This window comes from Spirosoma sp. 209, from assembly GCF_002006735.1.
Taxonomy (GTDB): Bacteria; Bacteroidota; Bacteroidia; order Cytophagales; family Spirosomataceae; genus Spirosoma; species Spirosoma sordidisoli.
In genome coordinates this window covers 247,465-269,732 of sequence record NZ_MVEC01000004.1, presented here as the reverse complement: position 1 = coordinate 269,732, position 22,268 = coordinate 247,465, and the positions used below count along the sequence as shown (strand labels likewise).

Genomic DNA, 22,268 nt, shown 5'->3' with positions numbered 1-22,268 from the left:
TATATTATTTGGCCGGTATGAATTTTGCGTGAAGCCGACGGGATTAATGACTAAAAAATACCTTTACATCGAGAATTGCAGATAAATTTGCGGGATTTGCTTCGCTAAAGCCTGGCCTTCTTGTCCTTTTCCTGTAAAAAAATAGATTTAACCAATGAAACGAATCGCTGTATTTACTTCGGGGGGCGACGCACCGGGGATGAACGCTTGCATCCGGGCCGTTGTCCGGGGAGCAGTTTACCACGGACTCGACGTATTTGGCATCCGCCGGGGGTACAACGGAATGATAAACGGTGACATTTTTCAGATGTCTTCCCACTCGGTCAGCAACATCGTACAGCGCGGAGGAACCATTCTGAAATCGGCCCGAAGTAAAGAGTTTATGACGCCCGAAGGCCGTAAAAAAGCCTACGACCAATTACAGAAATTCGGGATTGAAGGCCTGATCGCCATCGGCGGAAACGGTACGTTCACCGGCGCAACGCTCTTCTATGACGAATACGGCATTCCGACCGTGGGCGCACCGGGTACCATCGACAATGATCTCTACGGTACCGACTATACCATAGGCTTCGATACGGCCGTCAACACAGCCCTGGAAGCAATCGATAAAATCCGCGATACGGCCGACTCGCACGACCGCATTTTCTTTATCGAAGTAATGGGCCGCGACTCGGGTTATATCGCCATTCAGTCGGGGATTGCGGGCGGGGCAGAACTGGTCATGGTGCCGGAGGTGCTCACCCCCATTTCTGAAGTTGTCGAAACGCTCAAGGCAGGCTGGAGCCGCCAGAAATCCTCGTCGATCATTGTTGTTGCGGAGGGTGAGGAAGAAGGGAACGCCAACGAAATTGCCGAGAAGATCCGGCAGCAGGTACAGTCGGATATCGACATGCGCGTAACCACCCTGGGCCACATCCAGCGGGGTGGCATCCCAACGGCCTACGACCGGATTCTGGCCAGCCGTCTGGGCCTCGGAGCGCTTGAAGGACTCATGAACGGCGAGAAAAACGTGATGGCCGGTGTGGTCAATAACGAGCTGGTCTATACGCCCTTCAAAGACACCATCCGGCTTCCCAAGCCCATCAATGAGGATTTGCTGCGGATGGTAAAGATCCTGTCGGTCTAGACAGTCAGACGCCGGAACAGCCCCCGCTTCCCAGCCGCGGGTCTGTTCCGGCTCAGATGTACCCGGCCAGGCGGTAGGCCATATACCCCACCCCTTCTTTAACGAGGTAATACGCATCCTGAAAGGCCTGCGCGTTAGGCAACAGCCATTCGCCCGGCACGAACGTGCGCTGATGGCTCATGAAGCTGCCCGGAAACGGCACCACCTCAACGCCCGCTTTTCGAAAACAACCCACCGCCCGACGCATGTGCCAGGCCGAGGTGACCAGCACACAACGGTTGGTACCAAACTGCTGCCGCAGTAGCCGAGCTGTGAACAGGGCATTTTCACGTGTATTCTTCGATTTGTTTTCGAGTATGATATCCTCCCGGCGAACCCCCGCCGTTTCCAGAAAACGCGCCGTCATCTGGCCTTCGTCGCTCACGATACCCGGCTGAAAGGGAAGGTCGCCGTTGCCGCCACTAATCAGAATGGTACGGACTGCTCCCTGTTTGTACAGATACAGTGCCTGCCCGGCCCGATCGGCCTCGCGGTCGAGCAGAAACCGCCGGTCTGGTATAGGCGTCATCCCATCCATCATGCCGCCGGTCAGGACAACAGCAATGCGGGTCGTGGTGTCGGCAGGAACGGCTACGGGGCCATACTCCCACCCGCGCGCAAACTCATTGACCAGGAAGGTATTACCGAATAGCCAGAAAACGGCCAGCGCCCCGCCCGCCAGCCAGCGCCTGCGTCGGTGGCTCCTGGTGAACAACGCCAGAACCAGCAAGGCCACCAGCCAGCCAGCCGGCGTAATAAAGTAGCTGAGAACTTTAGAAAAGAAATAAAACATAGACTACAGGCGGGATGGCAAGCGTTTTGTACCTGACGTATTTACAAATTGAAATCTGTATTTTTGACATCTCACAGTCGCGAAGATACGTACCACCCCCTATGAACAACCGTCTTATACTAACCTCTGTACTTGGTTTACTGCTGGTAACAGTCGGCTGGGCGCAGTCGCCGGCTTCTGCTCCGTCTGACGGCTTTGCCATCAAAGGTCGCATACAGGGCCTCAAAGACACAACCTGTGTGCTGGCCCATTATTTTGGCGCCACCCAGTACATTCCGAAAGACACGGCCCGGGTCGACGCAACCGGCTCGATGACGTTCTCCGGTACGAAGCGCCTGCCCGGCGGGTTGTACATCGTTGTGACGCCCAAAAATCGTTACATCGAATTCCTGATCGACGAAGCCAACCAGAATTTTTCGTTCGAGACCGATACGGCCAATACCGTACGGGAGATGAAAATTACCGGCTCAAAAGAAAATAGCCTGTTTTATACGTACCAGCAGCAACTTGGCAAGATTTACGAGGAAGCCCAGGCGCTCAACATTCAGAAAAAACTCCGCGACGACGCCGTATCGGCCGCAGTCACCAACAAACAACTGGCCGACCTGCAGAAGCAGGCCCAGACCTACCGCGAGCAGTTCCTCAAAGACAACGCCGGTACGTTTGCGGTAAAGCTCCTCAAAGCCACCGCCGAACCCGACGTACCAGCCGCCCCTAAACTCGCAAACGGCCGTTCTGACTCGACCTGGGTTTTCAACTATTACAAAAGCCACTTCTGGGACGGGTTCGACTTTGCCGACGAGCGGTTTGTACGCACCCCGATTTTCCAGCGCAAACTTGACCGTTACCTGAAAGAACTGACCGTTCAGACGCCCGACTCGCTCATTAAAGAGGCCGACTTCATTGTGAACAACGCCATAAAAGGGAAGTCGAAAGAAGTGAAGTCGTATGCCATCTGGTACATTACCAGCCAGTACGAACAACCCAAAATCATGGGCACCGATGGGCTGTATGTCCACATGTTCGAGAAGTACTACGCGACGGGCATAATGCCGGTTACCGACTCGACAACGATCCGGCAAATTGGCGAGCGGGTTAAGTCGCTGAAGCCAACGCTGGTTGGGAAGGTACTTTCGATACCCAACGTCAGCGATACCCTCCGCCGGCCCATTGCCTTCGCCAACATCAAGTCAGACTATACGGTCGTTTTCTTCTATGATCCACAGTGCGGCCACTGCCGCGAGAGCGCTCCGAAACTGCAGCAGTTTGTCGATGCGAACAAAAGCAAAGGCGTTGAGTTAGTAGCGGTCGCGGTCGAGCAAAGCCCCGACGAGTGGAAGAAATTCATTCGAGAGTTCAAGCTCCAGAAAGCCATCAACGCCTACGATTACAGCTTCCGCACCGACTATCGCCGTCAGTATGATGTCTGGACCACGCCCACGATTTACGTGCTCGATAAAGACAAAAAGATCATTGCGCGCAAGTTGCCCGTGGAGCAGCTGGAAGACTTTATCGGTTTCCACAGACGCCAGCAGGCAACCGCCAAAAAGCCAGCTACGGCACCAGCCAACGCCAAGGCCAGCGTTAAAAAATAAGCCAGTTTCCGGCACTCGATGCCCGATCCCGTATAAAACCAAAGGCCAGCGTGACTAGTCGCGCTGGCCTTTTTTATCATTCGTCTGGCCGGATTCGTCTCCGTTTTCCGACCAGTTGACAATCGTTGACTACCTCATTTTTGTTCGCTTCACCAGGTAGGCCGTCAGAATCTGCTCGAAACCCTGGGCTATGTCGGCTTCGATAAAGTCGATCTTGTACTGACCGCAACGGAGTTTCAGCTCCTGAAAGTAATTTTTGACGGCCTGCTGGTACGTGTCGCGCACCTGGCCGGGCTGTACCTTCACTTTCTCGCCCGTTTCCAGATCGATAAATTCGTAGGGCCGCTCATCGAAGGCAAAGTCTTCTTCGGTTTTTTTGTCCGTAACGTGGAACAGAAGAACCTCGTGGAGATTATGACGCAGGTGTTGCAGGGCCGAAAACAAGGCATCCGACTTCTCCGAGTTATCGAACATATCACTGAAAATCACCACCAGCGACCGCTTATTGATCTTTTCGGCTACTTCATGAATCACCTCCGCAGCTGATGTCCGGCGCAGGGGTTTGGGCTGAAGCATGAGCTGGTCCAGCTGGGTAAAGATCTTGTGTACGTGCGAGGGTGTCGACTTGGTAGGCGTCTGCAGGTCGATCTGATCGGCAAAGGCCGTCAGGCTCACCGCATCTTTCTGGCGCTGGAGCATATAGGCCAGGCAGGCCGCAGCCATTACGCTAAAGGTTATTTTGCCGTAGTTGCTCTCGGGGTAATACATGGACGAGGACGTATCGACGAGCAGGTGGCAGCGGAGGTTTGTTTCTTCTTCGTAACGTTTAACGAATAGTTTCTCCGTTTTGCCGTATACTTTCCAGTCGATATGCCGCGTGGTTTCGCCGGTGTTGTAGAGCCGGTGTTCGGCAAACTCGACCGAGAAGCCATGAAAAGGTGATTTATGCAGGCCTGTAATAAACCCTTCGACCAGCTGGCGGGCCAGGAATTCGACATTGCCGAACGAACGTACCTGCCCCAGGTTAAGTGGTTGTTTCATATAGGTAAGGTACACAAAAAACGAACCCGCCCGACACCCCCGTCAGGAATTGCACAGCGGGGTATCGGGCGGGAACAGGACCGGACCGATCAGTCCGGATGGTTATTAAAGAACCGGCTCCAGCAGGGGCTGGAAAGCAACGGGTGCACTGAACGCTGAGGGAGCGGGTGCGAAAGCAACGGACTGGCTTTTGCCAATAACCCGGAGCGAAACATTGGCAACGCCCTTCGAAATCATGCCTAAAGCACGGGCGGCTGCGTGGGTCAGGTCAATGACGCGGCCTTTGGCAAAAGGACCCCGATCATTGATTCGTACAATTACGGTACGCTGGTTGTCAAGGTTGGTAACTTCAACCAGGGTGTTCAGTGGGAACGAACGATGAGCGCCTTCGAGGGCATCGGCGCTGACGCGCTCACCGTAGGCCGTCTTTCGGCCGTTAAACTTTTTGGAATAAAAAGACGCTTTGCCTTTCTGTATGAGACTCGGTAGAGTCTCCGCCGGTTTTATGCTGCTAAAAAACAGCATAATGGACATGATTACACTCATACAGCTATTGGTTACGTGAATAATGCAATGGAGCGGCTGCATTAACTGACTGGGCCAAATCTCCATCCCCAAAAAGTGCAATTCCTGTTTTACAAAGATACATCATATATGCCTAAAAGACAAGGCTTTATCGAAAAATCTGTGGAATGGTCTCCACAACCTGGCCCGAATGTGAGGGATTTTCGCCCCAAAATATTGTTGTTCAATTCTTTTTGTTCTCATACGAATGAACGTACTTTAGCGTTTACGAACGCACTAAACCTAACGCATTGTGGACGAAAGAGAACGGGAAAAGATTTACTCCAAACGGGTTCGGGCGGGCAAACGAACGTATTTCTTCGATGTAAAAACCACCCGCGCGAACGACTATTACCTCACCATAACTGAAAGCCGCCGACAGCCGCAGGGCGAAGGTTTCACCTACGAAAAACACAAAATGTTTCTCTATAAAGAAGACTTCGATAAGTTTATCGAAGCCCTTCAGGAAACCGTAGATCATGTTAAAACAGAGCTTATGCCCGATGTCGACTTTTCGCAGTTTGCCCAGCGCGAACGCGACGAATCGGACGACTACGCCAGCAGCGAACTCAAGTGGGAATAACTGAACGCCAGCTGCATGATCTGACTCTACTCACTCGTTTTCAAAATCCTATTCAGCCCTTGGCCCATGCCGAAGGCTTTTTTTGTTGTAATTTTGTCTAAACTATTTAGCGATAGAGCGAATGGGAAGATGGGCCTGCCAAACCTATAGCCACGGCCCCCTCCCCCACTCATTCGCTCCATCACGCATTCTCTTATGGGCTTACAATGTGGAATTGTGGGGTTACCGAACGTCGGCAAATCAACCCTGTTTAATGCAATATCGAGCGGCAAGGCCGAAGCCGCCAATTACCCGTTCTGTACGATAGAACCCAACGTCGGTGTGGTCACCGTACCCGATGACCGACTCGATACGCTCGAAAGTCTGGTGAAGCCGCAGCGCGTCGTTCCAACCATCATCGAGTTTGTCGACATTGCCGGCCTGGTAAAAGGGGCCAGCCAGGGCGCCGGACTGGGCAACAAGTTTCTGGCCAACATCCGCGAGGTGGATGCCATCGTTCACGTGATCCGCTGCTTCGAAGACGACAACATCGTTCACGTAGAAGGCAAAGTGAACCCTATTGCCGACAAAGAGATTATCGACGCCGAACTACAGCTGAAGGACCTCGAATCAGTCGACAAGAAAATTCAGCGGATCGACAAGGCAGCCCGCGTGGGCGATGCCAAAGCCAAAGTCGAGCTTGAGGTGCTGAAACAGTTTAAAGCAGCCCTGGAAGCCGGCCGTAGCGCCCGCACCGTACAGGTGTCGCCCGAAGAGCGCGAAACGGCCATCGGCGACATATCGCTGCTGACTGTGAAGCCGGTCATTTACGTGGCCAATGTGGACGAAGGCAGCCTCCCTAACGGAAATCAGTACTCCGACGCCCTGCGCGAAGCCGTAAAAGACGAAGGTGCCGAAGTCATCATCATCAGCGCCGGTATCGAGTCGCAGATTGCGGAGATGGAAGACCCCGATGAGCGGGAGCTGTTTCTGGGTGAGTACGGCCTGACCGAGTCGGGGCTGAGCAAGCTGATCAAAGCGTCGTACCGGCTGTTGGGGCTGATCACCTACTTCACGGCCGGCGTTAAGGAAGTACGGGCCTGGACCATCCACCGGGGCTGGAAAGCACCGCAGGCCGCCGGGGTCATCCACTCCGACTTTGAGCGCAAGTTCATCCGGGCGCAGGTCATGAAACTCCCCGACTTTGAGCAGTTCAAGACCGAAGCGGGCGTTCGCGAAGCCGGTAAGCTGTCCGTCGAAGGAAAAGAATACGTCGTGCAGGATGGTGACATCATGGAGTTCCTCCACAGCGCCTAGCCATCATCCTACTGTTGGGGCTAAAAGATTCACTTTTAGCCCTTTTTTTGTTCTTTACTACCGCCGGTTGACGCTCATACGCCGGTAGCCTACAAGCTGGTCGGCGCGGGCAGCCGGCGGACGGTGGTAGACAAATACTTCGTACTCGTTCTCGGTAGCCGAGTAGTTTCCTTCGATATACCCTTCATCGACCCGCGGGGGCTGGCCACTCGTCCGAACGATGTAATCGTAGTTATACACGCCCTGCTTAAGCAGGATAGCCGCCTGATAGGTACCCGATGCCGCGTCGAAAGCCATACGGTTGCGGTCGTCCAGTCGCCAGAGGTTAAAAGCTCCGTTTACAAATACATCTACGCCCGGCAACTCGGGTATCCGCAGCGTAAATACGGTTTCGATGTAGTCAGCGCCGGTAGCGCCGTTGCCCGTTTCGCGGTGGTCGATCACGTATTGGCCGTTGAAGTCGTCGCTCTGGATATAAGCCCCCCGACTGCGCGCCTGGTCAGGCTGAACGTAGGCAATGTTGCGGTCGGCCGGGCGCTCGATGCGGTCGATGAAGTTAGCCCGCGAGAGTACCGTTCGTATGTCGAAAAAACGAAATTCGTTTCCGCCGGGCATGGTGTTGCTCAGATCGATCAGCCGGTATTCCAGCACCTGATCGAAGGCGCGGACGTTGGTAGGTCGCAGTCCGCCGATGGTCCGGTCGTCGCGGTAGTTCTGCCGGACAACGACCCTGAAATCGTCCTGGGGCGAAATCACCTGATACCCCCGATAATCGATGGCCAGATCGATTTGCTGATCGGTAAACTGCCTCGACGGATCCGACGAGAAGGCAACGGCCGCGTTGACCCGAATCCGATTCTGGTAGGTGCTGAACCGGCGCGTCAGGATAATATTGCTCCGGTTACGTTCGTCGTACACGATGAGCAGGTAATTGCCCGGCAGTTTGACCCGCGGCACCGGAAACTTGTAGTGATAGTACGGCACCTTGGTGTTGATCGATACGGCGTAGTCGGTGATGGGGTTATCGTTGTACTCGTAGGTAAACTCGATATCGTTCAGCACAGACTGCTTCCAGTCGGCATTACAGTGCATCAGTTTGGCCCGGAACGACCGGTAGTTGGCCGTCAGATCATCGAATTCAAGCTGAAGAAAGGCAGTCTCGTCGAGCGAGATAACCGGCGGGTTAAGCGTTTCGGACGGGTTGTCGGCTGCGTTGGCGGCCAGCTGCGGAAACAGCAGGACGGTCTGAATTTTGGGGTCGTAAATCTGATCGACCGCCGGAACGGACTGGGCACAGACAGGAACGACGACCGAAGTCATCCACAAACACATAATCAGCAGGCGGTACGAGATCATTAGCGATGTTATCAGCAGAAGCAGGTATCTACTAAACGGGTTTTGGCGGCAAACCGTCAGTGGTGATAGCGAAATTAGCCGGCTGTCTGCAGGGCTGGCCGGTTGAATCAGTTTACTTTACTCAACAAACGAGCCAATTCCCTGTCGGCCTTCCCAGATGTCAGGTTGCTAAATTTGGTACTGACAACAGGTACGGCCTCGACCTGGTAATTCAGTCAGGCGATCCGTTTTCATCTCCATGCCGCCCCTAACGGGGCCAGCCGAAAACCCGACCGCCGGGAGAATGTCATGTATGGAGCTATCGGCAAACCCGTTTACAGGCCACATTATATGAACAAACCCAGCCGGTTGGACTGGGTTTGTCGGGATCAGGCTAGTTTCTTTTCCCACTCTTCGGCTTCGAGCATGGCGTTTTCCCACTCGTCCTGAAGCTGACTGATTTCGGCCTTGACGCGGTGGTATTCGTCGTTTTTGGCTTGCATCAGCTTACTGTCGCCGTAGGTAGCGGGGTCGGCCAGTTCGGCTTCGAGTCGTTTTTTGCGTTCTTCCAGCTGGCTAATCTTGGTTTCTGATTCTTCGGCCTGCTGGGTCAGTTTCTTCAGGGTTCGCTGCCACTCCTTCCGTTCGTCGTCGCTGGCGCGCGGGGTGGTGGTGGCTGGCTGGGGGGCAGGCGCGGGTTTCTTGTCAACTGATTTGGAGTTGCCTTCCTGCTCCTTGCGCTCTTCCATCCACCATTCGTACTCGTCATACGTACCCGGATATTCTTTGATCTGCTCATCTTCGATGTACCAGATCTTGTTGGCAATCTGCGAAACGAAATAGCGGTCGTGCGATACGACTACGTACGTTCCTTCATATTGTTCGAGCGCCTGAATCAGGATATTCACCGACTGCATGTCGAGGTGGTTGGTTGGCTCGTCAAGCAGCAGGAAATTGGCCTGCGACAGCAGCACCTTGGCCAGGGCTACCCTCGATTTTTCGCCCCCCGACAGGACCTTAATTTTCTTGAATACCTCATCGTTGGAGAACAGGAAACAGCCCAGTACGCCCCGCAGCTCCCCTTCGCTCTTGGTTGGGTTGGCATGTTTCAGTTCGTCGAGCAGCGTATCCTCAACGCTCAGCGACTCCAGCTGGTGCTGCGCGTAGAAGCTGAACGACACGTTATGACCCAGCTGGCGTTTGCCCTCGTTAACCGGCTCCGAACCGGAAATAATCCGCAGCAGTGTCGATTTACCACGACCGTTGGCACCGATCAGCGCTACTTTGTCGCCCCGCTCCAGCCGGATATCGGCCCTGGTCAGAATCCGCTTGGGCCCGTAGGCCTTCGTGATGTCGTCCAGATGCAGAATATGTCGGCCGGGCTGGGTCGAAAACTGGAATTTGAAGTTTACCCGGGCCGTTTCGTCGATCACCGCATCGACCAGCTCCATGCGGGCCAGCTGTTTAACGCGGCTCTGGGCCTGTTTAGCCTTCGTGGCTTTGGCCTTGAAGCGTTCGATAAACCGCTCCGTCTGCCGAATTTTGGCCTGCTGGTTTTCGTAAGCTCCTTTCTGAATTTCGTTCCGCAGCGCCTTTTCTTCGAGGTAGAACGAATAATTGCCGGGGTAGTAATTCAGCTTGGCACCGGCTACTTCAACCGTCACGTCGATGACGTTATCGAGGAACTCGCGGTCGTGCGATACGACTATGACGGCACCTTCGTAGGTCTGAATATACTTCTCGACCCACTGAATCGAGGGTAAGTCAAGGTGGTTGGTCGGCTCATCGAGCATCAGCAGCGACGGCTTCTGCAGCAGCAGCTTGGCGAGCATCACGCGCATGCGCCATCCGCCGGAGAACGTCCGCAGGGGTCTTTGCAGATCGTCGGTCGAGAAGCCGAGACCTTCCAGGATTTCTTCGGCCCGGGCCTGTACGGTGTAGCCATCGAGCGCGTCGAACTCTTCCTGCACTTTGCCGAGTTTATCGACCAGTTCGTCGCGGTAGTTGGTTTCCATCTCATGCAGCAGCTCATCGATCTGCCGCTGTAGCTCGTTCTGCCGCGCGAAGGCCTGCATGGCTACGGACAGGATGGAGTCATCGGTCTGGTAGCTGAGCAGATCCTGGTTGAGGAAGCCCAGCGTAACGTCGCCGGCTTTGGAGATAGTACCGCCATCGGCCTGGTATTCGCCATTGATGATGCGGAGTAAGGTTGACTTGCCGGTACCGTTGAGGCCAATAAGACCGATTTTCTGGTTAGGCTTAATGTGCAGCGATGCGTTTTCGTAGAGCGCGCGGCTGCCGAGGTAATACGACAGGTTCGTGATGGAAATCATGGGGCAAATTTACCGAAAAATGCCCGGTCGGCTGCAAAAATTTGTATCATGAGTTGCGCATTATGGGGCTTTGGCCCTATATTTGCACCCGCTAACAGCAAAAAGCCTCCTTAGCTCAGCTGGTAGAGCGACGCATTCGTAATGCGTAGGTCGCAGGTTCGAATCCCGTAGGAGGCTCATATCCCCGCTCAACCGAGTGGGGATTTTTTGTGTCTCCGGCATGAATGCCGGCGCTATTCATATGTCGTAGCTGGCTGGCTCGTTCGTTTTTTTGGTCTATTTTTTTGAGTTGGATCTTGGCGGATATGGTCCTTTTTTTCCGGCATGAATGCCGGTACCAGGCATTTGTCGTAGCTGGCCGACTCATTTGTTTTTTTGTCTATTGTCTCGACTTGATTATTGCTGGTCGGTTCCGGCTCATCCGACAAATGAATAGCCTCGGCATTCATGGGCCCTGTTTTTCGGCATTGATGCCGGTGAGCTCTTGGCCATAGCCCCTCTCCGAAACATGAATAGCCCCGACTTTTATCATGGGGGACTCTGTTCTGGCATTTCAATGGCACCTGATCACTTACCCGGTATGTACTTTGTTCGCTACACAGGTGACAATCTGCTGATTAACAGGCCCCCGGATGAAACAAACCGATTCCATCATACGTTATATGGCTGTTTTTTAGTACTTTCTATAAAGTCTGTGCCGTAGCTCAACGACGTTATGAAAAGCCCATCTATGACCCCGTCCGAAAACCCGGTTCAACTTCGGGCCGCACTCAGCCTGTCAGGCAACGCCATCATGCTGTTCGAGTGCCTGCGTACGGCGCTGGGCGAGATTCAGGATTTTCGGCTCATACTGGCCAACCGAAAAGCAGAAGAAGTAGTGGGCATGAGCGAACAGGATATGCTTAATCGCAACTCTACCGATTTATTTCCTACCGCCAATACCGTTAACATATGGGAGCAGGCCCGACGCGTTGTAGAAACCGGGCAGCCGTACGAGGTTGACTTTCAGCCCCAGCTGAACGACCAGCTCTGCACGAGCTGGTTTTCGCTGACCCTCCAGCGGTACGGCGACGGACTGGCTGCATCCTTTGTCGATATCACCGCCCTCCGCCAGCAGAAAGACCTTACCGAACGTATTCTGAACGGCTCGATCAATGGGATGGTCACCTGCGAGGCTCTGCGCAACGAGACGGGCACGCTGTATGATCTACGGATCCGGCTGGTGAACGACGCAGCTGCCCGCCTGATCCGGAAGCCAGTTAGCCAGCTGATCGGCGATACCCTGTTCAACCAGCCTGCCACGCTGGCGCAGCCGGAGCTGCTGCCGCGCTGTATCCACACCGTCGAAACGGGCGAGTCTCAACGCTTTGAAAGCCGGATCAGCGTCAATGGTATCGAGAACTGGTACGACATATCGATTTCGAAGCTGAGCGACGGACTATTGATGACGTTCATCGATATTACGGCGGCCAAGCACCACGAGCAGGAACTTAACCTGCTGATCGAAAATCTGAAACGGTCGAATCAGAACCTGGAACGGTTCGCCTACGTAGCCTCCCACGACCTGCAGGAGCCGCTCCGCAAGATTCAGTCATTTGGCGACATTCTGCGAAGCCAGTCGAGTCCGGCCGTAGACGATCATAGTCGTGAGCTGATTGACCGGATGCAGTCGGCCGCGAGTCGGATGAACACGCTTATTCGTGATCTGCTGACGTTCTCGCGGCTATCGACCCAGTCGCAGCCTTTCCGGACCATCTCCCTGCCGGAAGTGGTGAGGGATGTGCTGACCGACCTCGAAGCCACCATTCATGAGAAACAGGCGCAGGTCGAGGTAACGTCGCTGCCCACTGTACTGGGCGATGCACTTCAGCTCCGGCAGGTGTTTCAAAACCTGCTCAGCAACGCGCTCAAGTTCGCCAAACCAGCTTCTGGTCAACAAAAGCCACATATACGTATCGACTGCGAACAGGTTCCCGGGAGTGCTGTGCGACCTCTGCCCGGTCAGCCAATAGCCGCGTCTGACACCAGTCGGTTGTTTTACGCCATCAGCGTGACCGACAACGGTATTGGCTTCGACGAGAAGTACCTGGACCGGATTTTTACCATCTTCCAGCGACTCCACACCCGCTCCGAATACGACGGCACCGGCATTGGCCTCACCATTGTGCAAAAAGTAGTAGAGAACCACAGAGGCTACATCAGTGCCCGCAGCCAGCCCGGTCAGGGCGCTACATTCACCATCTATCTGCCTGCTTTGCTATAAAAAAAGGTGATTTCTCTGGGGATGATCGGTGGCTGTACGCCCTTGCGCCGTCCCACCAATCACCCCCAGAGAAACCACCCGCCAGAGGTCGGTTCGGTTACTGGCTAGTACCGCTCGTTGCTGGCTTCCTCGTCTTCGGCGAGTTCGGTTATTTCCCGATCCAGCTCATCGTCGGAGAGGTCGTCGGCGAGCAGATCGTCGGGGGTGTCGTCCAGGTCGTCGGCGTTCGATACTTCATCGGTCGCATGGCGGGCTGTGGCGGTGTCGGTGTAGAGCAGCGTGTCGGTTGCTTCTTCATCGCCGGGGTTCATCACGTCAGGGTCGTTGTTAACGCCAAGACCCGCGTAGACCACAGCATCCATCTCGTCGTTGTTCTCGGGTACGTTGGTATTCTGGGGCGACATACCCTCCAGCGGGCCACCCGTATTCTGGTCGACGCGCTGCTGATCGGCGTTGTTTGTATTTTCCATACTGGTTTTTCGTAGTTGAGATGATCAGGTTATGGCTGGTCAGGGCTCGTTGCGGGCCGTGACTCAGTCGTATGTGTCTCTAACCGACGAAGCCCCAAACTGTTTTCTGCTACTTCCAGACAACGACTTTCTGCACCTGCGCGGGCCGGTTTTCGCCCGTGAGCCGGAGCAGGTAGGTTCCGTCGGCCAACTGACTGACATCCAGCAACGTCTCTTCACCAGCCCGGACCGGCTGGGCGGGCAATACGGCCTGACCGGCTAACGACAGCAGTTCGACCTGTCCGGTAAAGGCGGGACGCACCGTCAGAAAATGATCGGTCGGGTTTGGGAAGGCCCACGGACTAACGGGCTCTTCGGGTTTGGTACCCGTAACGACTACTTTCTGCGACGTGTTTTTGAGATACCGCAGCCCCCCTGCCCGGCTGCCCAGCATCAGGTCGGGCAGCTGATCACCATCGAGGTCAGCCACAGCCGCCACCAGCCCCGCACCCGGCAGACCCAGACCCGGCAGCGAGTCGAGCAGGGTGAGAGGCTGGTCGGGCCGGTCGGGAAAGCGGTAGATCCGGAGCTCGCCGTGGTCAGATGCCGAAATCAGCTCTGCTTTCTGGTCGCCGTTTAGGTCAGCCACTACCAGCGACCGCGCCCGATCCTGAAACACGTTGGCCGTTAACCCGCCGAAAGTCTGGTTCTGGAGCTGAAACGAAGGGCTGGTAGCCGAGCCAGCGTTGCGGTAGTAGCTGATAGTGCCGTCGTTTTTGCCGAGCAGCAGATCGAGCAACCCGTCGCGGTCCACATCGGTAAGCGTCGGTCGTTCGCCGATTTGCTGCGTACCGGGCAGCGCCCAGCTGGTAGCCCGGCTCAGATCGAACCGGACAGCCGCCCCTCTCGGAGCCGTATTCACCAGCGCCCGCATTTCTACATTGCGCGCGCCGGTACCGGTCAGCACCAGATCAACACTGCCGTTGGCATCGATATCGATCAGCTGAGGCAGCACCGATGTCAGGGCCAGCGACTGGCTGATACCCAGATAATCGGTCGTGACGAGTACGAAGGCCGGATTCTGGTTGGTGCCCTGGTTTTCGAACTGCCATAAGCCCGCCCGGTAGCTGGTTCCGGTCCGCAGACCGTCGAACCCCACCAGCAGGTCGGCATCCCCGTCGCCGTCGAGATCAGCCAGGGCTGGCGTAGCGTTCTCCCCCAGATCGAGCATGTCTTTTTGCAGGAAATCGGTCTGTACAAACTGAAAATTGGGGTTGCGGTTGTTGCCGCGGTTTTTGTAGTACCAGCCCGAAGCCCGGAAATCGAAGACCTGATTTTCGTTATACCCGACGTTGGGCGAAGCCAGCAAATCTTTTTGCCCGTCGCCGTCTACATCTTCCCAGGATACCGCCGGAAACGCCGGAAACACAATCGGCTTGCTGGCCGGAAACAAACTGTCGAAGCCGACAAAACGGGCTACGTTCGAGTTGGGTCCCGCGCCCCGCAGCCGAGCCAGGTTAGAACAGGTAACGAACCCGAACAGCAAATCTTTATTGCCGTCGCCATCGGTATCGACCACCGTCAGCGTATTGCCCGAGTGCAGCGGCCGGCCGTTGGGATTGGTACCGGCCAGGGGTGGCTTGATGGCTACCGCTCCCGCCGTAATCGGCTCAACGGAGGCCGGAGCATCGCCACACTCCAGCCCGAAGACAAAGTCGTTGCAGAAATTCTTCTTGAAGTAACCCCAGCAGGGACCCGACGTGCGTTTGAAGTCGAGGCCGTCGCGTTTGCCGGTGCGCTCCACGCTCACGTTCTGCTGATACGAGATCTGATCGCCCGAGGGGTCGAAGGTGAGCACGTCGATATCGCCGTCGTTGTCATAATCGAGAATGGCCGGCGTATCGACACCCGCCACGTAGAGCGACTGTCGCCCACCGTATCCTTCGGTCATCAGCTCGGCAGACACCAGCCGAAATACGGGGCGCCCGTTGACGGGTTCGTTCCGGAACAGCCGGATGCTGCTGGCGCCGTTGGTGAAGAGATCTTTTTGGCCATCGCCGTCATAATCGACCAGCAGCAGCCAGCTGTAAACGGTTGGAAAAACGGCTTCGTACTCGGGCGCGTACCGCCAGGCAATTCCGCTACCGGTCGGGTTATCGATGGCTACAAAGGTGCTGAGCTTATTAGTAGTCCGGTCAAACACAACCAGATCGTCGCGGGTGTCGTCGTTGAGCCGGAGGGTCGAGTACTGGGTAGCGTTCAGCCCGCCCACCCAGGGGTTCAGCACGGTCTGGCCGTTGACGCTGACGGTTGGGCGCTGGTCGTACTGAAACCCGAAGGCCCCGTTCGATTGCGCCATACTCCACCACGGACTTACCAGAAAACAAAGCGTAAACAGCTTTTTCATTCTAATTTTGACTGGATTATTCAACACAGAGGCACTGAGGTCATCCCGTTTGCCGGCAACGAGCCCAGACTTGTTCCTGACACGACGTTGTTTTCTGTGTCTATTTGAAACGATGAAACCCGCCCGAATGTGATGGTGAACACCGAGCAACTGTATCATAAATTTCTGGAATGCACCGGCGTATCGACCGATACCCGACGAATTACGACCGACTGCCTGTTTGTAGCCCTGAAAGGTGGCAATTTTGACGGAAACCAGTTTGCCCAGGAGGCTCTGACGGCCGGAGCCCGCTACGCCCTCGTCGACGATCCGGCCGTAGCGGCTCAGCAGCCCGACGGCTGTTTGCTGGTAGCCGACGCCCTCACGGCCCTGCAGGATCTGGCCCGCCATCACCGCCAAACGCTGACCATTCCGGTAGTGGGCCTGACGGGGTCGAATGGCAAAACCACCACCAAAGAACTCATTGCGGGGGTGCTTTCGAAACGATACATCACCTACGCCACCCAGGGCAACTTTAACAACCACATCGGGGTACCGCTCACGGTTCTGTCTATCACCGATCAGTACGAGATGGCGGTAGTCGAAATGGGTGCCAATCACCAGCGCGAGATTGCCCTGCTCTGCTCAATCTGTCAGCCTACCCACGGACTCATCACGAACATCGGCAAGGCCCACCTCGAAGGGTTTGGCGGTATCGAGGGGGTTCGGATCGGCAAAGGCGAACTGTACGATTATCTGGCCTCAACCGGCGGGACCGTGTTCGTCAACGCGAACGATCCCGTTCTGACGGCCATGCATCAGGAGCGCAGCGGCTTCGGGCAGACCGTTTTTTACCTGGAACATAACCAGCCCGAACTCGTGCAGGAGTCGCCGGTAGCCGTATACCGAACCGACACCGGCCAGACCATCACGACCCACCTGCCCGGCCGCTACAACTTCGAGAATATGGCGGCCGCCCTGGCTATCGGGCAGCATTTTGGGGTATCGCCTGCCGAAGCTCACCATGCCGTTGCCGACTACAACCCCACCAACAACCGCTCGCAGGTGGTTCAGAAAGGCAGCAATACGGTACTGCTGGATGCCTACAACGCCAACCCCAGCTCCATGGCAGCTGCCATCCGGCAGTTTGCTGCTACCCCTGCTAAACGCAAAGTCGTTATTGTAGGCGATATGTACGAACTGGGCGACGAGAGCCCGGCCGAACACGAAGCCCTGGGGCAGCTCATTGCCGATGCCAAGTTCGACCTGGTTATTCTGGCGGGGAAAGACATGAAGTACGCGCTCGGTGCCCTGCCCAAGGCCTATTATTTTCCCGACAAATTTTCACTGCACAACTGGCTGATGGACAATCCCATGACCGACACCCATGTACTGATCAAAGGATCGAGGGGCATGAGTTTGGAGAGCGTTGTGCCTTTTATTTAACGCCCGGCGGCTACTGATGGCCAGCTTTCTCTCCTGTCGACACGCATGTTTGTTTTCCGAATCCTGTTCTTCGTTGTTTTTACCCTGCCCGTCCTGGCGCAGGACCTCCCCCGGTTCGAGTCGGAGATCCGTGCTTTCGAAGCCGCCGACAAAACCACCCGCCCACCCCGGCGGCCTATTCTGTTCACCGGTAGCTCGTCGATCCGGCTCTGGGATAACCTGGCCTCGTATTTTCCGGGCAAGAAGCTGCTGAACCGGGGCTTTGGCGGGTCGGAGCTGAGCGATGTCATTCGCTATGCCGATCGCATCATCATTCCCTACAAACCCAAACAGATCGTTCTGTACGCTGGTGAAAACGATATTGCTACCGGCAAAGTGAGCGGCCAGCAGACCTATGAGCGGTTCGTTACCCTGTTTCGTTACGTTCGGAAACGGTTACCGGGTGTGCCTTTCGTGTTTATATCCATCAAACCCAGCCCGTCGCGCCGGCAATACCGGGCTCAGGTCGACGAAGCCAACCGGCTCATCAAACAATTCCTGGCCGGCCAGTCGAAAACGAATTTTGTCGATATCGGCCCGGTTATGCGCCAGCCAAACGGCCAGACCATCGGCGCCCTGTTCAAGTCCGACAGCCTGCATATGAACGAGAAAGGCTATGTTTTGTGGGCCAGAGAACTGCGCCCTGTGCTACGGTAATTACAACCGCATTTCCATGCAGATATCGGCCCGGGTGTAGGGCGACGGCCGGAGCGGGACTTCCACGAACCCAACCCGTTTGTAGAGTTCGATGGCGGCCACCGCTTTCCGATTCGATTCGAGCCAGATCAGACTGGCGCCCACCTCCCGGGCATACGCGATAGCCCCCAGCGCCAGCAGCTTACCTACGCCCCGGCCACGAAGCGCCGAAGCCACCGACATTTTAGCCAGTTCGTAAGTCCCCTCGCCCGTAGGAACCATAGCCGCCGTACCCACGATCTCATCGCCTTGTTTCGCCAGCAGAATCTGTCCACCGTTTGGCAGGATGTGGGTTTCGGGGTGGTCGAGCTGTTCGAGGTCGTGTTCTTCTACGGTAAAGGATTCGCTGATCCAGGCTATGTTGAGCCGTTTGAAGTCGGGCTGGTACTGAGGCTGGTAGTAGATAATGGAGATGTCGTTCATGATGATTACAGGTGGAGATTATTGGTAGGTAAAATAAAGAGACGTTAGGGCTGGCTCCTGGCATCCAGCTCGGCCCGTACCCGGTCAAAAAAGCTCTGCTCGGCCAGCTGGTCTTCCATTTCCTGGACCGATATAAGCAGATTGTGCGTTTGCTGCATGAGCATCTGACGGTTCACCGTTACGAAAGCATCCCAGAGCGGCTGTAGCCGGGGCAGCATCGCCAGTCCCGCTTCGCTCAGGGCCAGGAGCCGTTTGCGCCCATCCTGATCGGACTTGGCCGATGCAATGAGATGCCGCTTTTCCAGTTCGTTGATGACCTGAATAACTGCCGGATGGGTAATGCCGAGCCGGTCGGCTATTTCCGTCACCGCAACGGGTCCCTGCCGGGCAATCAGGATGAAGATAGTGGCCCACCGAACATCGAAATCCAGACCCGACTGCCGATAAATAGCCGTAACCGCCTGCCAGTACGTTTCGCTCAGCCGCCGAAGCCGGCTGGCCATAGCCAGCTCGGCCAGTTCTGCCATAAAATCCATATAAGTAAGTGATTACGTAAGCTCTTACATAGTTAATTAGTATATAGCCTGATGTCAAGCAGTAATGGATTATTTTTTTCGTTTATCGGTTATCAGCCCGTACAGTCCTTGTCTTCCGGTATCTATACATCATTTATGCGCCTGTTCGCCTACCGCTACATTTTCCTGGTCGGGTTGCTGCTTATGACGCCCACCCTGCTGGCCCAGTCCATTCAGCACATCAATCCACCCGGCCTGCTGGTGTCAAAAGGGTATACCCAGGTGGTCGTTGCGCAGGGCGGCCGAACCGTGTATATATCCGGGCAGGTCTCGGCCAACGCCAAAGGGGAAATTCTGCACAAAGGGGATTTTCAGGCGCAGGTCAGACAGGTATTCGACAACCTGAAAACGGCACTGGCGGCTGCGGGGGCCACATTCAGCGATGTCGTAAAACTGACAACCTATGTCGTGAACAGCACGGACGACAAATTAAACGCCGTGCGCAGTATCCGGACGCAGTACTATACGGGTCCTAATCCGCCCGGCAGCACCTATGTGGGCGTGCAGGCCTTGTACGATAAAGACGTGCTGATCGAGATTGAGGCCATTGCGGTCGTCCGATGACTGGTTAAAATACCAAATGGTTAGTCTTTCTGCCCGTTGGCAGCTAATTTTGCACTTTGCTAAGAAATCAATCCGGTCTGCTGCCGACCCACTGAGCCAATCGTGGGCGCTTCTGTAGACTGAAACATGTAAACTACTGTATGCAAACCTCCACGTACGTCCCTTACAAGGTTAAGGACATCGCGCTGGCCGACTGGGGCCGCAAGGAAATTCGGCTTGCCGAAGCTGAAATGCCGGGTCTGATGGCTCTGCGTGCTGAATATGGCCCGTCGCAGCCGCTGAAAGGCGCTCGTATTGCGGGTTGCCTGCACATGACCATCCAGACGGCAGTGCTGATCGAAACACTGGTAGCGCTGGGCGCCGATGTGACCTGGTCATCGTGTAATATCTTCTCTACGCAGGACCATGCCGCTGCTGCCATTGCCGCTGCAGGCATTCCGGTCTACGCCTGGAAAGGGATGACCGAAGAAGAATTTAACTGGTGCATCGAGCAAACGCTGTTCTTCGGCGAAGAACGCCAGCCTCTCAACATGATCCTGGACGACGGCGGAGACCTGACCAACATGGTGTTCGACGTGTATCCGGAGCTGATTCAGGGCATCAAAGGACTCTCGGAAGAAACCACGACGGGGGTTCACCGCCTGTACGAGCGGATGAAGAACGGCACCCTGCACCTGCCCGCCATCAACGTCAACGACTCGGTAACGAAGTCGAAGTTTGACAACAAATACGGTTGCCGCGAGTCGCTTGTCGACGCCATCCGCCGGGCCACGGACCTGATGCTAGCCGGTAAGGTAGCGGTTGTAGCGGGTTATGGCGACGTAGGTAAAGGCTCGGCCGAGTCGCTGCGGGGCGCTGGCTGTCGCGTACTGGTTACCGAAATAGACCCCATCTGCGCCCTGCAGGCCGCCATGGACGGATACGAAGTGGTGCCGATGGACGAAGCCGTTACCCGGGCCAACATTTTCGTGACCGCCACCGGCAACGTCCGGATCATCAAAGACCGGCACTTCCGGGCCATGCGCGACAAGTCGATTGTCTGCAACATCGGTCACTTCGACAACGAAATCGATATGGCGTGGCTCAACGATAACTATGGTCACAGCAAAAGCCAGATCAAACCGCAGGTCGACATGTACGAAATTGACGGCAAAGAGATCATCGTGCTGGCCGAAGGCCGTCTGGTGAACCTCGGCTGCGCCATGGGCCACCCCTCGTTTGTGATGTCCTGCTCGTTTGCGAACCAGACCCTGGCGCAGCTCGAACTGTGGGCTAACTCAGATAAGTACGAGAACAAGGTATACGTGCTGCCCAAAAAACTGGACGAAAAAGTAGCGGCTATGCACCTGGCCCACGTCGGCGCCAGGCTCGAACCCCTCGAGCAGGAGCAGGCTGACTACATCGGCGTTACGGTTGATGGTCCGTTCAAATCAGAGATGTACCGGTACTAACCGCGTACAGACCTGCCTCACTTTAGTTGGCGCAGCTTCGGAAACGGGGCTGCGCTTTTTTAGTATATTTGTTGATAGACAACCCCATCATCTTTTCGTCATGAACCGACTGTTCGCGGTGCTGCTGCTTCTGACGTCGTCTCTGCTCTGTTCAGCGCAGCAGACCACGATCGATACGCTGCATTGGAGCGCTACCCGTCGGCTACAGCTCAGCGACTTTCACAGCCCCGCCCAGCCCGGCCTGGGCGGGTCGGAGTTCTACTACCAGATCGGCTACGAAGTCCGACCGACGTCGATCGGAAGCCTGCCCGCTATCGATGCCTTCTGCCTGATGTTCCGCAACCTGTCGTGGGTATCCGAAACAGCCCGCTCGGAGCGGACACTGGCTTATAATCAGGTCCTGTTCGATCTGGTTGAAGTGCATACCCGCCAGATGAAAGCCAAGCTGATTGCGCTCGGTGCCGACCGGCGGTTTAAACAGCAGGCCAAACAGATCGAATACCTGACCAACGCCGAGCTGGGTGCCGAAGTAAACCGGTTCCGGGCCGAAACCGGCGGGGGCGACGACCTTGCAGCCCTGCAACGGTGGCAGCGGCAGGTGGTTCAGCGGCTGTACGATGTGCCCGACCTGGTAACGACCTACCGCTCATCGAAAATAGGGTACGGCATATTCTTCGGCGGAGGGGGCGCCCTTGCCACCGGCCCGCTGGCCCAGCACCTCAACCCATCGGGCGGTATCGTGTTCGGTCTGGACCTGGCCTTCCGGCGAACGGTGCTGTTTATCCACCCCACGCTCTACAACGGCAGCGTTAAGTCCGACTTTTCGCACCAGAACAAAAAATGGGAAGCCGGTATGCCCGTCAGCCCCACCCAGCTCGAAATCGGCCTGGGGGCCATCGCCTACGAGTCGTCCCGGCAGCGGCTGATTCCCTACGTGGGCTACCGGCTGCTGGAGCTGACGCCCCGCAACCGGAACGATGAACGGTACAAAGGCTTCGTCGTGTCGGATCATGCCCCCGTAGTAGGCCTGGCCCTGGATATCAAACTGGGCAATAATACACCCCGGCCCGATCGTTCAGAAAATAGCTTCTGGTTTGTTCGTACCAAAGTATCCTACAGCCCGGTGCTGATTGGCAAGCCCTTTTCCGGTGGCCTGTTCAACCTGCAGATCGGCATCGGCGGCTTCGGACGGCTTCGTAAAGTCAACTACCGCCCCGAGCGAACAACCATTGTGCTGCCGGGCAACCTGATTTAATTACCTGATCGGC

The 22,268-nt window shown here is 55.8% G+C and carries 20 protein-coding genes and 1 tRNA gene; 11 read left to right on the top strand and 10 right to left on the bottom strand.

Annotation, left to right across the window (positions count from 1 at the left end; translation table 11 throughout):
- Window positions 1–154: 154 nt before the first annotated feature.
- Complete coding sequence (gene pfkA, locus B1C80_RS08925) at window positions 155–1,129, top strand: 6-phosphofructokinase (protein WP_077920726.1); 975 nt, start codon at window positions 155–157, stop codon at window positions 1,127–1,129.
- Between the two features lie 52 nt (window positions 1,130–1,181).
- Here the strand turns inward: pfkA and B1C80_RS08920 are convergent, their stop codons facing one another.
- Window positions 1,182–1,961, bottom strand: coding sequence for a YdcF family protein (locus tag B1C80_RS08920; RefSeq protein WP_077920725.1), 780 nt, complete (start codon window positions 1,959–1,961; stop codon window positions 1,182–1,184).
- Window positions 1,962–2,062: 101 nt separating this feature from the next.
- On the opposite strand from B1C80_RS08920, the gene B1C80_RS08915 reads away from it, so the two are divergent.
- On the top strand, window positions 2,063–3,556 hold the full coding sequence (locus B1C80_RS08915; RefSeq protein WP_077920724.1) for a thioredoxin-like domain-containing protein: 1,494 nt from the start codon (window positions 2,063–2,065) through the stop codon (window positions 3,554–3,556).
- Between the two features lie 129 nt (window positions 3,557–3,685).
- Here the strand turns inward: B1C80_RS08915 and B1C80_RS08910 are convergent, their stop codons facing one another.
- Together B1C80_RS08910 and B1C80_RS08905 are read right to left on the bottom strand one after the other, a co-directional pair.
- On the bottom strand, window positions 3,686–4,597 hold the full coding sequence (locus tag B1C80_RS08910) for a DUF58 domain-containing protein (protein WP_077920723.1): 912 nt from the start codon (window positions 4,595–4,597) through the stop codon (window positions 3,686–3,688).
- 105 nt (window positions 4,598–4,702) lie between these two features.
- Complete coding sequence (locus tag B1C80_RS08905) at window positions 4,703–5,143, bottom strand: septal ring lytic transglycosylase RlpA family protein (protein WP_077920907.1); 441 nt, start codon at window positions 5,141–5,143, stop codon at window positions 4,703–4,705.
- A gap of 271 nt (window positions 5,144–5,414) precedes the next feature.
- Here B1C80_RS08905 and B1C80_RS08900 point away from each other — a divergent pair, with 271 nt between their 5' ends.
- Entirely contained in the window at window positions 5,415–5,744 is a 330-nt protein-coding gene (locus tag B1C80_RS08900) for a DUF3276 family protein (protein ID WP_077920722.1), read from the top strand.
- Window positions 5,745–5,939: 195 nt separating this feature from the next.
- Window positions 5,940–7,040, top strand: a complete 1,101-nt coding sequence (gene ychF, locus B1C80_RS08895) for a redox-regulated ATPase YchF (RefSeq protein ID WP_077920721.1) — start codon at window positions 5,940–5,942, stop codon at window positions 7,038–7,040.
- Between the two features lie 57 nt (window positions 7,041–7,097).
- Here the strand turns inward: ychF and B1C80_RS08890 are convergent, their stop codons facing one another.
- Together B1C80_RS08890 and B1C80_RS08885 are read right to left on the bottom strand one after the other, a co-directional pair.
- A complete protein-coding gene (locus tag B1C80_RS08890) occupies window positions 7,098–8,396 on the bottom strand; it encodes a DUF5103 domain-containing protein (RefSeq protein ID WP_077920720.1) in 1,299 nt (432 codons plus the stop codon).
- Window positions 8,397–8,764: 368 nt separating this feature from the next.
- Complete coding sequence (locus B1C80_RS08885) at window positions 8,765–10,708, bottom strand: ABC-F family ATP-binding cassette domain-containing protein (RefSeq protein WP_077920719.1); 1,944 nt, start codon at window positions 10,706–10,708, stop codon at window positions 8,765–8,767.
- 104 nt (window positions 10,709–10,812) lie between these two features.
- On the opposite strand from B1C80_RS08885, the gene B1C80_RS08880 reads away from it, so the two are divergent.
- Window positions 10,813–10,885, top strand: a tRNA-Thr gene (locus B1C80_RS08880).
- Window positions 10,886–10,941: 56 nt separating this feature from the next.
- On the opposite strand, the gene B1C80_RS08875 is transcribed toward B1C80_RS08880, so the two are convergent.
- On the bottom strand, window positions 10,942–11,157 hold the full coding sequence (locus B1C80_RS08875; RefSeq protein ID WP_077920718.1) for a hypothetical protein: 216 nt from the start codon (window positions 11,155–11,157) through the stop codon (window positions 10,942–10,944).
- A gap of 266 nt (window positions 11,158–11,423) precedes the next feature.
- Here B1C80_RS08875 and B1C80_RS08870 point away from each other — a divergent pair, with 266 nt between their 5' ends.
- A complete protein-coding gene (locus B1C80_RS08870) occupies window positions 11,424–12,971 on the top strand; it encodes an ATP-binding protein (protein ID WP_077920717.1) in 1,548 nt (515 codons plus the stop codon).
- Between the two features lie 104 nt (window positions 12,972–13,075).
- Here the strand turns inward: B1C80_RS08870 and B1C80_RS08865 are convergent, their stop codons facing one another.
- Together B1C80_RS08865 and B1C80_RS08860 are read right to left on the bottom strand one after the other, a co-directional pair.
- A complete protein-coding gene (locus B1C80_RS08865) occupies window positions 13,076–13,441 on the bottom strand; it encodes a hypothetical protein (RefSeq protein ID WP_077920716.1) in 366 nt (121 codons plus the stop codon).
- A 109-nt stretch (window positions 13,442–13,550) separates the two neighbouring features.
- Window positions 13,551–15,827 carry an FG-GAP-like repeat-containing protein gene (locus B1C80_RS08860; RefSeq protein ID WP_077920715.1) on the bottom strand — a complete coding sequence of 759 codons (2,277 nt, stop codon included), beginning with the start codon at window positions 15,825–15,827 and terminating at the stop codon, window positions 13,551–13,553.
- Between the two features lie 132 nt (window positions 15,828–15,959).
- On the opposite strand from B1C80_RS08860, the gene murF reads away from it, so the two are divergent.
- The gene (gene murF, locus B1C80_RS08855; protein WP_077920714.1) at window positions 15,960–17,252 is read left to right on the top strand and encodes a UDP-N-acetylmuramoyl-tripeptide--D-alanyl-D-alanine ligase; all 1,293 of its coding nucleotides are present in this window, start codon (window positions 15,960–15,962) and stop codon (window positions 17,250–17,252) included.
- Between the two features lie 45 nt (window positions 17,253–17,297).
- Window positions 17,298–17,948: a GDSL-type esterase/lipase family protein gene (locus B1C80_RS08850; protein ID WP_077920713.1), complete on the top strand. Its 651-nt coding sequence runs from the start codon at window positions 17,298–17,300 to the stop codon at window positions 17,946–17,948.
- On the opposite strand, the gene B1C80_RS08845 is transcribed toward B1C80_RS08850, so the two are convergent.
- Together B1C80_RS08845 and B1C80_RS08840 are read right to left on the bottom strand one after the other, a co-directional pair.
- Window positions 17,949–18,410, bottom strand: a complete 462-nt coding sequence (locus tag B1C80_RS08845; RefSeq protein WP_077920712.1) for a GNAT family N-acetyltransferase — start codon at window positions 18,408–18,410, stop codon at window positions 17,949–17,951.
- Between the two features lie 44 nt (window positions 18,411–18,454).
- A complete protein-coding gene (locus B1C80_RS08840; RefSeq protein WP_077920711.1) occupies window positions 18,455–18,946 on the bottom strand; it encodes a MarR family winged helix-turn-helix transcriptional regulator in 492 nt (163 codons plus the stop codon).
- Between the two features lie 135 nt (window positions 18,947–19,081).
- Between B1C80_RS08840 and B1C80_RS08835 the strand changes: the two genes are divergently transcribed.
- The 3 genes from B1C80_RS08835 to B1C80_RS08825 all read left to right on the top strand — a co-directional run bounded on the left by B1C80_RS08835 (window position 19,082) and on the right by B1C80_RS08825 (window position 22,255).
- Window positions 19,082–19,549 carry a RidA family protein gene (locus B1C80_RS08835; protein WP_201723560.1) on the top strand — a complete coding sequence of 156 codons (468 nt, stop codon included), beginning with the start codon at window positions 19,082–19,084 and terminating at the stop codon, window positions 19,547–19,549.
- Window positions 19,550–19,689: 140 nt separating this feature from the next.
- Window positions 19,690–21,000, top strand: coding sequence for an adenosylhomocysteinase (gene ahcY, locus B1C80_RS08830; RefSeq protein ID WP_077920710.1), 1,311 nt, complete (start codon window positions 19,690–19,692; stop codon window positions 20,998–21,000).
- A 100-nt stretch (window positions 21,001–21,100) separates the two neighbouring features.
- A complete protein-coding gene (locus tag B1C80_RS08825; RefSeq protein WP_077920709.1) occupies window positions 21,101–22,255 on the top strand; it encodes a hypothetical protein in 1,155 nt (384 codons plus the stop codon).
- The last annotated feature ends 13 nt before the right edge of the window (window positions 22,256–22,268 follow it).